We start from the raw sequence: 15,421 nt of genomic DNA on the forward strand, positions 1-15,421 counted from the left end.
CTTATTTTACGGTGTTATTTATATTAGTTAGGGACTATATCTGACGATGAAATTCCCTACTCAATTTCATTCCAAGAGCGGCCATCACGAGTGATCATTGCAACAGATGCAACCGGCCCCCATGTTCCTGCTTGGTATGGCTTAGGTAATTCATTATCGCATTCCCATGCATTAATAATTGAATCGACCCATTTCCATGCTTCTTCTACTTCATCACGGCGGACAAATAGCGCTTGAATACCCCGCATTGCCTCAAGCAACAACCGCTCATAAGCATCAGCTAAATGAGTTTGATTAAAAGTTTCGGAGAAACTTAAGTCTAATTTAGTGGTTTGTAAGCGGTGTTTATGATCAAGACCTGGTGCTTTATTTAGCACTTCAATATCAATACCTTCATCAGGCTGTAAACGGATAGTGAGTTTATTTTGTGGTAACTCTTGATAGGTTTCACTGAAAATATTCAGAGCTGGTTTTTTAAAATAGACCACCACTTCCGAGCATTTACTTGGCATACGCTTACCGGTTCTTAAATAGAAGGGTACACCCGCCCAACGCCAGTTATCAATATCAGCACGAATTGCAACAAAGGTCTCTGTATTACTGGCTTTATTTGCACCCTCTTCGTCTAGATAGCCCGGTACTTTTTTACCTTGTACAAAACCAGCCGTATATTGCCCACGAACCGTTTTTTCACGGACATTAGTCATATCAATACGACGTAATGAGCGCAGTACTTTCACTTTCTCTTGGCGGATACTATCAGCCGTTAAATCAGCAGGTGGTGACATGGCGATCATCGTCAAAATTTGTAATAGGTGATTTTGCACCATATCACGCATTTGACCCGCTTGATCGAAATACCCCCAACGTCCTTCAATACCAACTTCTTCTGCCACCGTGATTTGGACATGATCTATCGTTTTGTTATCCCAATTATTAACAAATAAGGAGTTAGCAAAACGTAAAGCCAATAAGTTTAAAACGGTTTCTTTACCCAAGTAGTGGTCGATACGATAAATTTGACTCTCTTTAAAGTATTTCGCCACACTATCATTAATAGAAACTGAAGACGCTAAATCTGTTCCTAGTGGTTTTTCCATAACCACACGGTTTGGCTCTTTATTTAATTTAGCATGTCCCAAACCTTTACACATCGCACTGAAAGTACTTGGTGGCATTGCAAAATAGTAAATCGCCGGTAATTTGTCTTGTTTTAGATGTTTTGCTAACTCAATAAAGTGGTCAGTTTCATTGACATCAAGATTACAAAAATCGAGACGAGCACTTAAACGTTGCCAAATTTCAGGGTTAATCTCTTCTTTTAAAAAAGTTTGTAATGCTTCATGGGCAACATTTGTATAAGCAGCTACATCCCAATCAGCACGACCAACACCGATGATACGTGTATCAGGGTGAATATATCCTGCCTTTTCCAGTTGATAAAGTGATGGAATTAACTTACGACGGGCAAGATCCCCTTTAGTACCGAAGATAACCAGATCACAGGCCTGAGCAGTCGATATCGCTGCCATAGTACGTCTCCTCATGATGAGATTTTGTAATTTTGTTACATAATTTCGTATTAATGTACTCTTTTGGGTGTACGCAGTAAATACGCTTGCGTGTTTTAGTCTTTAACGCCCCTTACATCTTATTAACCAACAGTTTTTTATGTCTAGCTTTTTCTATTTCTATGTAAATTTACAACAGTTTTGTTAATTGTTTTCAGCTTTGAAAGTTAGACACAGGTCATACTTTGATGAAAAAAGCCCTTTTAAGGGGCTGTCAGCGATGTAAGTGCTGTTATATGCGTAGTATATTTTCATAAAACCGTTATAGATTTCTCCTTTTATTGAAATTGGCAAAGCCAAGGATCTGTATATTTAATGAATATATTGGAAAGGGTTCAGTCTAGTCTGGACATCTTGAGTAAATCAGAAAAAAAAGTGGCTGAGGTTGTTTTAACAACACCACAAACCGTGATCCATTCAAGTATCGCTCTTATGGCGAAAACAGCTGATGTTAGTGAGCCCACTGTAAATCGTTTTTGTCGACGCATGGCAACAAAAGGATTTCCAGATTTTAAGTTACAATTAGCACAAAGCATTGCCAATGGTACACCTTATGTCAATCGTAACATTGATGACTCCGATTCTGTCTCTGCTTATACCAATAAAATATTTGAATCTGCGATGGCGGGTTTAGAGAATGTCAAAAATAATCTCGATATTGCGGTTATTAATCGAGCTGTCGATATTCTTACTCAAGCAAGAAAAATCTCGTTTTTTGGTCTAGGTGCTTCTGCCGCCGTCGCACATGATGCCATGAATAAATTCTCACGTTTCAACATTCCCGTGACCTATTTTGATGATGTTATCATGCAACGAATGAGCTGTATAAATAGTATCGACGGTGATGTTGTGGTGATTGTGTCTCACACAGGTCGTACTAAAAATTTAGTCGAAATTGCTAAAATTGCACGTGAAAATGATGCATCAGTAATAGCGATTACCACTTCTGGCTCTTTATTAGCCGCCGAAGCAACGTTACCCATCTTACTTGATGTACCGGAAGATACTGATATCTACATGCCGATGATTTCTCGCCTTGCACAACTTACCGTTATTGATGTTCTGGCTACAGGGTTTATTTTACGCCGAGGGCCAAAATTTAGAGATAACTTGAAGCGTGTCAAAGAAGCATTACGCGATTCGCGCTTTGATAAGTAACCGTTTTAAATGAATTTGTTAGTATAGTCACATTTAGCAGTGTGCCCTTGACTAGATAACTTTTTGAAAAATGGTAGCATAACTGCGAGCTAACTCTCACATATGATGAAAACACCTAAGTATGTTACAATTAGCTTGAAGCGTTTCACTTAACATATTGGATAGAATGTTACTTACCTCCGTTTTATCCAATAGCCAATACCTTTCGTTCAAGGTCAACGGAGTAATGCATGTCCAGACGGCTCAGAAGAACAAAAATTGTTACCACCTTAGGCCCAGCAACAGATCGTGATAATAACCTAGAAAAAATCATTACTGCTGGTGCAAATGTTGTTCGATTAAATTTCTCTCATGGCTCTGCAGAAGATCATCTTGCTCGTGCTAATCGCACCCGTGAAATAGCAGCTAGACTTGGTCGCCATGTTGCTATTTTAGGCGATTTGCAGGGTCCGAAAATCCGTGTTTCGACATTTAAAGAAGGCAAAGTATTTCTTAATGTGGGAGACAAATTTCTCCTTGATGCCAATTTAGAAAAAGGCGAAGGCGACCAAACAAAAGTCGGTATTGACTATAAAGGGTTACCTGCCGATGTTGTTCCTGGCGATATCTTGCTACTTGATGATGGACGTGTTCAATTAAAAGTCCTTAAAGTCGAAGGCCTGAAAGTTTTCACTGAAGTGACTGTCGGTGGCCCACTATCTAATAATAAAGGGATCAATAAACTCGGTGGTGGTCTTTCTGCTGAAGCATTAACTGAAAAAGATAAACAAGATATTATTACTGCAGCCAAAATTGGTGTTGATTATCTTGCTGTCTCCTTCCCAAGAACAGGCGAAGATCTTAATTATGCACGTCGCTTAGCACGTGATGCAGGCTGCGAGTGCCAAATTGTCGCGAAAGTTGAACGTGCCGAAGCCGTTGCCAATGATGAAATTATCGATGAGATCATCCTCGCTTCTGATGTTGTCATGGTTGCCCGTGGTGATTTAGGCGTAGAAATTGGTGATCCTGAATTAGTCGGGGTACAGAAAAAACTCATCCGTCGTGCTCGTCAGCTAAATCGTGTTGTTATCACAGCCACTCAAATGATGGAATCGATGATAACTAACCCAATGCCAACTCGTGCAGAAGTCATGGACGTCGCCAATGCGGTATTAGATGGTACAGATGCCGTTATGTTATCGGCTGAAACAGCAGCAGGACAATATCCCGCTGAAACTGTAGCCGCAATGGCACAAGTCTGTTTAGGCGCGGAAAAAATGCCTGCGGCCAATGTATCAAAACACCGTTTAGATATGGTATTTGATAATGCTGAAGAAGCGATAGCCATGTCAACCATGTATGCAGCTAACCATATGAAAGGCGTTAATGCGATTATCGCTATGACTGAGTCCGGTCGTACTGCCCGTATGATGTCACGAATTAGCACCGGTTTACCTATTTTCTCTATGTCACGCCATGAGAAAACATTAAACCAAACTGCACTTTATCGAGGTGTTACGCCTGTTTATTGCAGTACTCATACTGACGGTATTGCAGCCGCTAATGAAGCTATTATGCGTTTATGTGAAAAAGGCTTTTTAGTTTCAGGTGATTTAGTCTTAGTCACGCAAGGTGACCAGATGGGTACGATCGGAAGTACCAATACTTGTCGTATCCTTACCGTAGAATAATCGTTCTTATTCTTTTATAGCAAAATGGCAAACGGGCACTTTAAATAGTGCCCGTTTTTTTATCTTCCTATTCGTTCACCAGCAATAGACTAGTCTAGGATATTCTCACGCGCATAAGGTTCTATTTCCCCCTCTTTACGCGTTTTTAATAGTTTTAAGATCCAAGTATATTGCTCTGGTGTCGGTGAGACTAACGCTTCTAGCTCTTCATTCATCCGACGCGCAATATAACGATCATCTTGCCCTTCTATATCATCCATCGGCTCACGGATAATAATCTTTAGTTGATGCGTTTTATGACAGTAAACAGGAAACAGTGGCACAATGGCCGCTCTGCATACTTTCATTAATCGGCCAATCGCCGGTAATGTGGCTTTATAAGTACCAAAAAAATCCACAAATTGACTATGCTCGGCACCATGATCTTGGTCAGGTAAATAATACCCCCAAAACCCTTGGCGCACCGTTGAAATAAAAGGTTTTATCCCCGCTTCGCGCGAGTGTAAACGTCCGCCGAAATGGTAACGTGCTTTATTCCATAAATAATCAGTCACCGGATCTTTTTGGTGGTGAAACATTGCTGCCATTTTTTGCCCTTTAGCAGCCAATAACATGGCAGGTACATCAACAGCCCATCCATGCGGTACCATAAAAATAACATTACGCCCTTGTGCTTTTAAGCGCTCTATAATCTCTATCCCTTCCCAAGAGGTACGCTGTAATGTGTGTTTAGCCCCTCTTAAACAAAGATCTGCAAGCATCACGAAAGACTGTGGCGCTGTTTCAAACATTTTATCAAGCACATCTTCTCGTTGTGCTTTATCCCAGTGAGGAAAACAATATCTTAAATTGATATCTGCACGACGTCTGGCACTTTTCGCTTTACGCCCAACAAAACGACCTATAGAAGCAAGGAGCGGATCACGCCATTTTACCGGCATATACGCTAATGCACACAATACGCCTGCACCAAACCAGGTTCCCCAATGACGAGGATGCAAATAGGCGCGGTGAAAAGTCGGTACATAACCCGCTTTACTATCTGTATCTTTTTCTTTATTCATCAGATAACTCGCTGAACTGACACCTCTAAATAGGCGTAAAAATCATTAAAACAAAAACGGATGATATCAATCATCCGCTTTTATGTCTTTAACTTCTTGTTTAATGTCAATTATCTAACGTTAATTGAGGCATGATCTCTTTTACTTTAGCTAAGTATTCACGCTTCTCTTTGCCTGTTAGGCCATCTGCACGGGGTAATTTAGCTGTTAATGGATTAACCGCTTGTTGGTTGATCCATAATTCATAATGTAAGTGTGGCCCTGTGGAGCGCCCTGTATTGCCGGATAGTGCAATGCGATCACCTCGTTTTACACGTTGTCCCGGTTTGACTAACAGTTGGCGTAAGTGCATATAACGAGTGGTATATTGGCTACCATGACGGATAGCAATAAAATTACCTGCTGCACCACTGTATTTAGAGACAATGACTTCACCATCTCCCGTAGCTAAAACAGGCGTACCAACAGGCATAGCAAAATCAACCCCTTTATGCGGTGCAACACGGCCTGTGACAGGATTGATACGGCGAGGATTAAATTGAGAAGAGACTCTAAACTGTTTTACCGTTGGAAAACGCATAAAACCACGTTCTAAACCACCTGCTTGGCTATCATAGTAGCGGCCATCTTCAGCAAGAAAAGCATAGTAATCTTTACCACCACTTCGTAACCGCACACCAATAAGTTCGCTCTGTTCGGTACGACCATCTAAGACTTCACGAGAAAAAAGGGCTGAGAATTTATCACCACTTTGTAATTTTCTAAAGTCTAATTGCCATTGCAAAGCTTTAGTCACTGCGCGAGCTTCTGCGTTAGTTAAGCCAGCATTTGTTGCACTTGCAGAGAAACTACCACGGATAACCCCTGTGGTCACACTATTTTTCCATTCGCCTTTTTGGAACTCTTTCGCTTCAGTAAAACCTGTTTCCGTACGCGTATAAACACGAGTTTCTCGGCGAGAAACGCCCCAACTTAACTCTTGCAATAAACCATCATCATCAAGTTTCCAACTTATTGGTTGGCCTATTTTAAGGTTTCTGAGATCTTTATTTTGATTGGAGAGCGTTGCAATATCGGCTGAGTCGATACCAAATTGCGTTAATATCGAACTTAATGAATCTCCACTGGAGACAATATAAGTATGAGGAACCTGTGCCACTGCGGTGCTAGTATCGACACCATCATCAGCACCTACAAGTCCTTCATCTGTTAGCTGATCACTACTGTCGGTGATAATATCGTCGGTGTTTTCCCCTTGGGTTGTTAGGGGAGTTTGAATACTGATAGGAACTTCTCTGCTTTGTTCGGTGTGAAGCACAACTGGCCGCCATATTGCGACAGCCAGTGTTGCTGCAGTTAACGAACCAAGCATAATTTTATGTGGTAAGGGTAAATTTAAATATACCTGTGCAATGGATCTCGTCTTCTGCTGCACGTTCTTAATTCCTTATTGTGTTTCATTCAGGCAGCTCGCATATTGGTTAGCTAATTGGGTAAGGAATTTCACATAACTATCTTGAGTTAATGCAATCCCACTTCCTAGGGGATCTAATACCCCCATTTTAACTCCAGTGCCTTTCGCCACTGTCTCAATTACTGTCGGCCTAAATTGTGGCTCAGCAAAAATACATGTGGCTTTTTGCTCAACCAACTGTGTTCGTATTTGATGTAATTTCTGTGCACCTGGTTGTATTTCAGGGTTGATCGTAAAATGACCTAATGGCTTTAAATTATAATGTTTTTCGAAGTAGCCATAAGCATCATGAAAGACAAAATAACCCTTGTTTTTAACAGGCGACAGAATATTAACAAGATTTTTATCTGTTTGCTTGAGTTGTTCGCTGAATTTACTTAGGTTTACGTCCAGAAGTTCTTTTTTATCTGGATAGAGCATCACTAACCTATCGTGGATCTGTTTTGCAGACGACAACGCAATCTCTGGTGATAACCAGATGTGCATATTATAATCACCATGAGAATGATGTTCGTGATTTTCCTCATGTTTATGCACATTGTCATTATCATCTTTCAATAAAAGCGACTTTATTTTGTCAGTTTCCGCTAAAGCCAGCTTATTTTTGTCACTAAGTCTATTTAATGGTCTATCTAAAAAGACTTCCATATCCGGCCCAACCCATACCATTAAATCTGCTGAGGTGATTTTGCGTAAGTCCGAAGGTTTTAATGCATAATCATGTGGCGATGCCCCATCAGGTAATAAAACTTCTGTTGGCGTTACACCATCAGCAATTGCTGCCGCAATAAACCCTATCGGCCTAATTGAAGCAACAACATCTGCCTGAACAGATGAACTAAATGAGGCTATCATAGCAGTCACTAAACATGATTTAATTAAAAAACCATGCGCAAATTTGTTGTTTTTATGTAACATAGGCAAAATTCTCGTGAAACGTCATTGGAAATGTTATATTATAACGTTTCAATGATTCTGCAAGTGCTAATTTTATGTCTGACTTAATTCGTTTAAAATCGGTTGGTGTCTCTTTTGGTGAAAGCGTTATTCTAAAAGATATCTCTTTTAATCTAAAAGCAGGCCGTATTCTTACCTTACTTGGCCCTAATGGTGCGGGTAAGTCAACGATTATTCGTTTGGTTTTAGGGTTGTTGGCTCCCTCTTCTGGAAAGATTGAACGTCAACATAGTTTACGTATTGGCTATGTACCTCAAAAACTCTATCTCGATCCAACTATGCCATTGACAGTCAAGCGGTTTATGACCTTAAAACCGGGTGTTAAAGATAAAGATATTTTACCTGCTTTAGAACGAGTCAATGCAGCAAAATTAATAAACGCCCCTATGCAAAAATTATCAGGGGGTGAATCGCAACGTGTTTTACTCGCCCGAGCTTTACTTAATCAACCACAACTGTTAGTGCTAGATGAACCCACTCAAGGGGTTGATGTAAATGGTCAATTAGCCCTCTATGATTTAATTAATCAGCTTCGCAATGAATTAGGCTGCGCAATTTTAATGGTGTCACATGACTTACATCTGGTTATGGCTAAAACAGATGAAGTGCTCTGTTTAAATGGTCATATCTGCTGCTCAGGTACACCAGATGTGGTTTCTTCTCACCCTGAATTTATAGCTATGTTTGGTAGTCGTGGTGCTGAACAACTAGGTATTTATCGTCATCATCACCAACATAATAAGGAGTGTCATCATGATTGAGTTGCTGTTACCGGGCTGGATCGCCGGTATGCTCTTAGCGATGGCCGCAGGTCCATTAGGCTCCTTTGTTGTTTGGCGCAGAATGTCCTATTTTGGCGATACCCTCGCCCACGCCTCTTTATTGGGGGTCGCTTTTGGCCTGCTGTTTAATATAGAGCCTTTTTATGCCGTTATTGCCGTAACTTTGCTGTTAGCTATTTTATTGGTTTGGTTAGAACTAAAGCCTCAACTTTCTGTTGATACCTTGTTAGGTATCATGGCTCATAGCGCCCTTTCTTTAGGGCTTGTTGTCGTCAGTTTAATGGCCAATGTTCGTGTTGATTTAATGGCGTATCTCTTTGGTGATTTACTCTCAGTTAATTACCAAGATGTGATCAGCATTTTTATTGGTGTCGTTATTGTTTTATTAGTGATTATCCGTTCATGGCGTCCACTTCTTTCAATGACTATTAATCAAGATATGGCTTTTGTCGATGGTGTGAATATTCAACGCGAACGTTTAAAATTAATGATGATCACCGCATTAACAATTGGTTTGGCAATGAAATTTGTTGGTGCACTTATCATTACGTCACTATTGATTATTCCCGCAGCAACAGCGCGCCGTTTTTCACGTTCACCAGAACAGATGGCAGTGATTGCCGTCGCTGTAGGTATGTTTGCTATCACTGGGGGATTAACTTTCTCTGCATTCTATGACACCCCTGCAGGCCCATCAGTAGTATTAGCCGCCAGTAGTTTATTTGTATTGAGCTTGCTTGTACCAGCAAAGCAGTAGTTGTTTAGCGTTTATCTTATAAACAAAAAAATAGCCTTTGCTAATTTATAGCAAGGGCTATTATAATTTTTTAATTACATCGGGTATTTCTTTACTCGCAAACTTTGTATCACTACCAGTTGGGATAAAATATTGTCCTTTGGGTGAACGGTTTCATTCAACTATTTTTATTCTTTCTTTACTTATATCCGCTATGCGGCACCCATCTGGATCGAAGACTATAATATGCCCACCAGTTGCTTTGAAATATGTTCTAGGTTCTCCCATCAACGGTAACTTGCCACTTCAGTCTTCCGGCTTTGTTGATACATTAATATTTACTCATTGTATTCGATAGTTGCTTCTAAGGCCGTTCTGAGCCAATCCCAAAATGAATCAAACTTACCGACATATTCATAACCTTCACTTGCAAAATCGTGAATAATAATAACCTGATGACGGCTATTTTTATCCCAACACGCTACATCATCATTATCTTCCCGATGGGCAAAAGGAATAATATTTCTATTTGTTGGGTATCTTTTTTTAAACCACCAAAACGAACCCTGAGCCGCTCTCCTTCCAAAATAATCCAAGGATCAAAATTAAGTAAATTTTGCTCAACTATTCTGAGAAATTCACGTGGGTAAGAAAACCATTCTGGCATTTCGGTTTTGGTTAGTAATTGTTCCATATTAATCAAGAGATCCTATAATTTGCGCATTGCTAGTTGAGTTTCTTCTTTAATTCGAATAAATTAATTGTTGAACCTAAATAAACAGAATTTTACAAGTTAAAACCTTTAATTAGCGCCAACTTAAATTGACCATCAATTTTGAACGAAGGTCTCCAGTCTATATCTAAAAGATATTCATTAGTACATTATCTATTTCAATAAATGTTGGGCAAAATAAACCAGCACAGGCAAGAACGCCTTCTAAATCAACAAAATTCGCCACAAAATTAGTCAATAGTACATTTGCAGGATAACCCGATGGAAACTTCTTAAGTAACGAGTTTGATACTATACCGTCATATATATTCATTCTATCCCCAGTAATTTTCTAATTTCATCAGGAAAACCCCTATCTACAAGACACGCAGTTAGATGATTTTGTGTATTCCATAAATACAGCCATTCTCTATTATATGTCTCTATTACATGGCGGGACGGTAACAAAACTGTACCATCGCCGGCGATACACCTCAAAGGGCAGTGGTTCAGGATACAAGGTTTGATACGGATTTCACTTTTACGGTGAATATTTTAAATGAGTGTTTGGTATTGATACCGGACAGTGAAGACATTCGAACTATGAAGCAACAGAACCAACAGCAGCAAGCGCAGTTAAGCGATATTAAGCTACAATTGCAGGCGTTGCTTATCGAATAAGAGATAATTAATTGCCTACTTTCGGTGTAAATGTCACATCAAAAGTAGGTAAAAACATAATTTTGATCATAGACACTTATGATGTAATTATTTTATATGAATATATGTTAATTTACTTAATTTGTTATTTTCTATAATGTATTCTTTTACTGTATCAATATAAGATATCAGGTCGTTGTTAGATATTTCTAGTAATGTAGCTGGGACAATACTACTCTTTAATGAGAAATTACAACAATCATTAGGATTTCCAACTTTATCAATAGAATCCCAAAACATGGAATATTCATCACAATAAAAATAAATTTTATCATTATGAAACTCAGGAATTTTGCAGAACTCAACACCATCACTTTGTCGTTCATAAGCATTTGTATCTTGATAAACGAAATATACTAATCTCATATTATCTCCCTTATATTATTTGTTCTAAATTGGAAAAGCAGTTACTACTCTATTTGAGTTAGCATCAGTGACTATTTTACACCGCAAGAGTACTGTCCACTCCCCATAAATAGCGCCATTTTCTGGGACGAAGACCACGTGTATGGACAATTTTTTAATTATGTGGAGGAGCGATAACAAAACTGTATCACCGCCCGCGATACACCTTAGAGACCGTGGTTAAAAGGCGTCGGTTTTGAAACAGTTTTCACCTTTACGGTGAAAATCTTAAAACAGGTGTTTGGTGTTGATACCGGACAGTGAAGGCATCCAAGCGATTAAACAACAAAACCAACCGCAGCAAGCGCAACTCAGTGCCATCAAACACACGATGCGCGAGCTGATGCGGAGTACGTCAGCGACTAAAGAACTCTTAACAACGAAGACGCCAGAATGTTGGAAGACCTTCTGGCTTTTCATATTAAGATCTAAATATATCATATATATTTAAGTCATATTCATCTTCACTGATATCAATTACTCGATCTGGTTTAAGTGATAGAATATTCATATCAAATGTATTATTTAATAACATATGACTAAGAAAAAAATCATAAAAATCAGCAAAATAAAAGGATATAATTACTTTTCCTTCAAAAAACATATAATAACAACTACTTTTATCTATATTTATTTTTGGTTGCAAGTATAAATAAATGTCCTGTTGGCTAGCTGGAAGAGCAATCTTATATTCAGGTAACTCACTTCTCCTTAATATTTTATTATAAATATCTCTATGCCATTGAAATTGAGTATAATCATCTAGGTTTACGGCTATATTCTTAATTCCTCGGATTCTATTAATATACTTTTTTGCCCTAAGTAATAGTAGTTTTTCTTGAAGCTTATTATTCATAATAAATGTGGTGATCCTTAGTTTTAGGGTCATCTATTTTCAAATATCTATCTTGCTTAAAGTCATATGTTCTTGGGTCAGCACCTGTCTTAGCTTGTCCTGCATGTGCATGTGGATATGGTGCTCTTGGATCATGTGTATGTTCTAACACAACTTTTTTATAACCATTAGCATCTCTATATTCGTAATAACGCCCATGTGAACCAAAATCTTCTGAATATTGATAATTTGTTTGCCCTCTTCTCTTAGGGTCATTTCCAACTGTCCATTGTCGAACTGGTTGTTGTGAGCGAGGTATTCCAGCCAAATCCTTAGCTTTGTTTAAGGCTTGAGTTCGATTCAGAGTTGGCGGACAACACTCCAACCCAAACGGATCAACCCAACCCGTCGGACAATGCACATACCCATATGGATTCAGCCCGCCCAATAGCCCTATTGGGTCTGGGGAAAGATACTGTCCTGTTTCCCTATCATAATAGCGAAAGCGATTATAATACAAGCCACTTTCTTCATCTTCATATTGCCCCGCAAAGCGAAAAGGACATTCGGTGTAATTAGGGTCATTCTCCGCTTTGCCCTCTCGGTAACGCCAAAACTGCATTTGGCCCCACGTATTCAGCCGTCCTGCCCAACTGGCTTGCCCGCCTTCACTGAATATCTCTCGCGGAGTTCCTTGGTGGTCGGTGACCACATAGTGCAGTTTTCCCTGTTGATAACGCGCGGTGGGCGTTATCTCTCCGGGTTGATACAGCCATTGGATTTGCTGAGACTCCGCAAGAGTGCCATCGGCATATATCGGCGAGTTGGTCTCCCGACTATAAATAGCGCCACGCTCTGTTACACGGAGGGGCGGTAACAAAAGTGCACCACTGCTCGCGGTGTACCTCAAAGAACTGTGGTTCAAGGATACAGGGTTTAAGGCAGGTTTCACCTTTACGGTAAAAACCTTATACGAGTGTTTAGCATTGATACCCGACAGCGAAAACATAAAACAGTTGAGAATTAACTGAATCGCCCTTGAGAGTACAATAGAGTAGCTTTTTAGCTACCCTATTATACGTTGATTTTATCAAGAAATTGTAAGGCTGATTTACGTGTTCCCATTGATGCCGAATTTAAGTCTTCTAATTTTTCAAAGAATTTTTTTGCATGTTCCGTCATTACATGTAAAAACTCTGACTTATCAACAGATGTTTTTATTTCTTCGTGACAATTAATGCTAACTAAAATACGATTTCCTTTTTGTGGTACGAAGTTAACCTCAATTGGCTGATCTGGAAAATAACATTTAAATTCACTTCCTTGGCTTACTAAGAATAGACCTTCAGACAAATAACTCCAAAGATCATCAATATAATCATACATTGATTTATCAATTAGTTTTTTTCCATTGATAGTTAACTCAATTGCACCATCTATATAATCATTATTTTTGATTTTTTTATCAAAATCAAAAACATCAATAAAATCATTATTTATTTTAATAAATGTATTTATGCTAATCATAATTTACCTGGATAGAATTGTCCTACCCTTCCATTTTTGAAACCAACAACATAATCCTGTCCTTGATATTACCCGGATATTTGGTATTTACCTACAGTGCCTCGTTTAATCAAAGTATCTCTATATTGGCGTTTTGTCAGACGGTTATTGCCCTTATTGGTTGGTGAAGCCCACACATAAAGCCGTTAAGTGGGGCAAGCCGCCCACTGATATTATGGTAACCGCCCAGCGCCCGATGCTCGAACGGCGCCGACAATTTGAGACTGGCTTCACCTTTACCGTCAAGATCTTAAACGGCTTTTTGGTATTGATACCCGACAGTGAAAACACGCGAGCGATTAAATAGCAAAATCAACAGTAGCAAGCGCAATTGAGTGAGATAAAAAACTCAATGTGCGAGCTGATGGCAGGGTATAATTACAGTTGAATTCTGTATTTAAACGTCCCTAAACTAAGTTAGTTGAATTTTTGGCTAACTTAGTTTAACATTGTGTTTTGACCATTTCACATTATCCCAAATCGACAAATCAAACGAAGATAAATCTATTAACTCTTTCCCACAATAAAAAAAGCTAACATAGCAATCATCATCACCTTTGCACGATTTAAATGAAGTTAAAACATTGCAGTGTAATTCGTAAGATAACTTTTGAGCTATATAGTCTGTTATAACGGGCAAATATTTACTTTCTATAGACGTATACGATGTTCCTATATCTATCTCGTATGTAAAATTAACCCTAGAAAGAATATCAATTAATCTATGGTCATCATTTATAATGTTTTTATATTCTTCTGAAAGAAACTTATATTCATTTATATCAAAATAATCATAATCTGACACACTGAAATCAATATCAAAAAGATTTAAGAACTCATTCATTTTAAGAGTTATCAAACTTTTATTCTTGTATTCTACTAATATATTACTTTTTATAACCATATTTAAAAATCCCAGTAAGGCTTCAGGACCGATTGATCGATTAGCTCAACTTTAACTGAAGGGTTTGGAGACTTATATCCATTAATAAACCCTTGAAATTGTTCTAAGCTTATAGGTGAATCTGAGTTTCTAATTACTTGAACCACTCCATTATCACCAACTTGTCTTACACCTTTCGTAATATTTTTAGCTGCATTACCACCTATTCCACTTAATAGCTTAGTATCAATTTGAACCCCATCTACTGTGAAATCAGCCATTGATATAGAACGATTTGGAGGCGTATTAAAATGAATGTTATGTCCTTTGTCACGCATATATTTAGCATAAGCCAATTCTGCTTGAGCAGAAACATCTCCTGATCGAGCTAAATTAATTTTTTCTCTTAGAGTCTTAGAATCTCCAGTTATTTTTCCTGGACAACACTCCAACCCAAACGGATCAACCCACCCCGTCGGGCAATGCACATACCCATACGGATTCAGCCCACCCAATAACCCTATGGGGTCTGGGGAAAGATACTGCCCTGTTTCCTTATCATAATAGCGAAAGCGATTATAATACAAGCCACTTTCTTCATCTTCATATTGCCCCGCAAAGCGAAAAGGACATTCGGTATAATTAGGGTCATTCTCCGCTTTGCCCTCGCGGTAACGCCAAAACTGCATTTGGCCCCACGTATTCAACCGTCCTGCCCAACTGGCTTGTCCGCCTTCACTGAATATCTCTCGCGGGGTTCCTTGGTGGTCGGTGACCACATAGTGCAGTTTACCCTGTTGATAACGCGCGGTGGGCGTTATTTCTCCGGGTTGATACAGCCATTGGATTTGCTGAGACTCCGCAAGAGTGCCATCGGCATATATC

At 39.1% G+C, this 15,421-nt stretch carries 16 protein-coding genes and 1 pseudogene; 4 read left to right on the forward strand and 13 right to left on the reverse strand.

The window, feature by feature from the left end; translation table 11 throughout:
* Positions 1 to 56 precede the first annotated feature (56 nt).
* The gene (zwf, locus tag AACV00_RS07095; RefSeq protein ID WP_004242768.1) at positions 57 to 1,532 is read right to left on the reverse strand and encodes a glucose-6-phosphate dehydrogenase; all 1,476 of its coding nucleotides are present in this window, start codon (positions 1,530 to 1,532) and stop codon (positions 57 to 59) included.
* A 354-nt stretch (positions 1,533 to 1,886) separates the two neighbouring features.
* On the opposite strand from zwf, the gene AACV00_RS07100 reads away from it, so the two are divergent.
* Both AACV00_RS07100 and pyk read left to right on the forward strand, forming a co-directional pair.
* Entirely contained in the window at positions 1,887 to 2,729 is an 843-nt protein-coding gene (locus AACV00_RS07100) for a MurR/RpiR family transcriptional regulator (protein WP_012367880.1), read from the forward strand.
* Between the two features lie 230 nt (positions 2,730 to 2,959).
* Positions 2,960 to 4,402 (forward strand): pyruvate kinase, encoded by a 1,443-nt coding sequence (gene pyk / locus AACV00_RS07105; RefSeq protein ID WP_004242765.1) that lies wholly within the window; start codon positions 2,960 to 2,962, stop codon positions 4,400 to 4,402.
* Positions 4,403 to 4,491: 89 nt separating this feature from the next.
* Here pyk and lpxM read toward each other — a convergent pair whose 3' ends face one another.
* The 3 genes from lpxM to znuA form a co-directional block, all read right to left on the reverse strand.
* Positions 4,492 to 5,466 (reverse strand): lauroyl-Kdo(2)-lipid IV(A) myristoyltransferase, encoded by a 975-nt coding sequence (gene lpxM / locus AACV00_RS07110; RefSeq protein ID WP_004242762.1) that lies wholly within the window; start codon positions 5,464 to 5,466, stop codon positions 4,492 to 4,494.
* Positions 5,467 to 5,572: 106 nt separating this feature from the next.
* Positions 5,573 to 6,901 carry a murein DD-endopeptidase MepM gene (mepM, locus tag AACV00_RS07115; RefSeq protein WP_004242759.1) on the reverse strand — a complete coding sequence of 443 codons (1,329 nt, stop codon included), beginning with the start codon at positions 6,899 to 6,901 and terminating at the stop codon, positions 5,573 to 5,575.
* A 12-nt stretch (positions 6,902 to 6,913) separates the two neighbouring features.
* Positions 6,914 to 7,858: a zinc ABC transporter substrate-binding protein ZnuA gene (gene znuA, locus AACV00_RS07120; protein ID WP_004251364.1), complete on the reverse strand. Its 945-nt coding sequence runs from the start codon at positions 7,856 to 7,858 to the stop codon at positions 6,914 to 6,916.
* 74 nt (positions 7,859 to 7,932) lie between these two features.
* Here znuA and znuC point away from each other — a divergent pair, with 74 nt between their 5' ends.
* The gene (gene znuC, locus AACV00_RS07125; protein WP_004242756.1) at positions 7,933 to 8,658 is read left to right on the forward strand and encodes a zinc ABC transporter ATP-binding protein ZnuC; all 726 of its coding nucleotides are present in this window, start codon (positions 7,933 to 7,935) and stop codon (positions 8,656 to 8,658) included.
* Complete coding sequence (gene znuB / locus AACV00_RS07130) at positions 8,651 to 9,436, forward strand: zinc ABC transporter permease subunit ZnuB (protein WP_004247983.1); 786 nt, start codon at positions 8,651 to 8,653, stop codon at positions 9,434 to 9,436. The genes znuC and znuB overlap by 8 nt, the downstream gene beginning before the upstream one ends.
* A gap of 460 nt (positions 9,437 to 9,896) precedes the next feature.
* On the opposite strand, the gene AACV00_RS07135 is transcribed toward znuB, so the two are convergent.
* The 9 genes and pseudogenes from AACV00_RS07135 to AACV00_RS07170 form a co-directional block, all read right to left on the reverse strand.
* Positions 9,897 to 10,109, reverse strand: a complete 213-nt coding sequence (locus AACV00_RS07135) for a hypothetical protein (RefSeq protein WP_223293443.1) — start codon at positions 10,107 to 10,109, stop codon at positions 9,897 to 9,899.
* A 166-nt stretch (positions 10,110 to 10,275) separates the two neighbouring features.
* A complete protein-coding gene (locus tag AACV00_RS07140; protein WP_004242751.1) occupies positions 10,276 to 10,461 on the reverse strand; it encodes a hypothetical protein in 186 nt (61 codons plus the stop codon).
* A gap of 434 nt (positions 10,462 to 10,895) precedes the next feature.
* Entirely contained in the window at positions 10,896 to 11,213 is a 318-nt protein-coding gene (locus AACV00_RS07145; RefSeq protein WP_036918267.1) for a hypothetical protein, read from the reverse strand.
* 460 nt (positions 11,214 to 11,673) lie between these two features.
* On the reverse strand, positions 11,674 to 12,108 hold the full coding sequence (locus AACV00_RS07150; protein WP_104731628.1) for a hypothetical protein: 435 nt from the start codon (positions 12,106 to 12,108) through the stop codon (positions 11,674 to 11,676).
* The gene (locus AACV00_RS07155) at positions 12,101 to 12,709 is read right to left on the reverse strand and encodes an RHS repeat-associated core domain-containing protein (protein ID WP_272519700.1); all 609 of its coding nucleotides are present in this window, start codon (positions 12,707 to 12,709) and stop codon (positions 12,101 to 12,103) included. The genes AACV00_RS07150 and AACV00_RS07155 overlap by 8 nt, the downstream gene beginning before the upstream one ends.
* Before the next feature lie 45 nt (positions 12,710 to 12,754).
* A pseudogene (locus tag AACV00_RS17635) lies at positions 12,755 to 13,096 on the reverse strand (hypothetical protein); the annotation flags it as partial.
* Positions 13,097 to 13,161: 65 nt separating this feature from the next.
* Positions 13,162 to 13,614, reverse strand: coding sequence for a hypothetical protein (locus tag AACV00_RS07160; protein WP_036918263.1), 453 nt, complete (start codon positions 13,612 to 13,614; stop codon positions 13,162 to 13,164).
* Between the two features lie 472 nt (positions 13,615 to 14,086).
* Positions 14,087 to 14,557 (reverse strand): hypothetical protein, encoded by a 471-nt coding sequence (locus AACV00_RS07165; RefSeq protein ID WP_036918261.1) that lies wholly within the window; start codon positions 14,555 to 14,557, stop codon positions 14,087 to 14,089.
* Between the two features lie 2 nt (positions 14,558 to 14,559).
* On the reverse strand, positions 14,560 to 15,421 hold an 862-nt coding region (locus tag AACV00_RS07170), incomplete at its 5' end, for an RHS repeat-associated core domain-containing protein (RefSeq protein ID WP_202608913.1).

This window comes from Proteus sp. G3927 (genome assembly GCF_963894685.1).
GTDB classification, from domain to species: Bacteria; Pseudomonadota; Gammaproteobacteria; order Enterobacterales; family Enterobacteriaceae; genus Proteus; species Proteus mirabilis.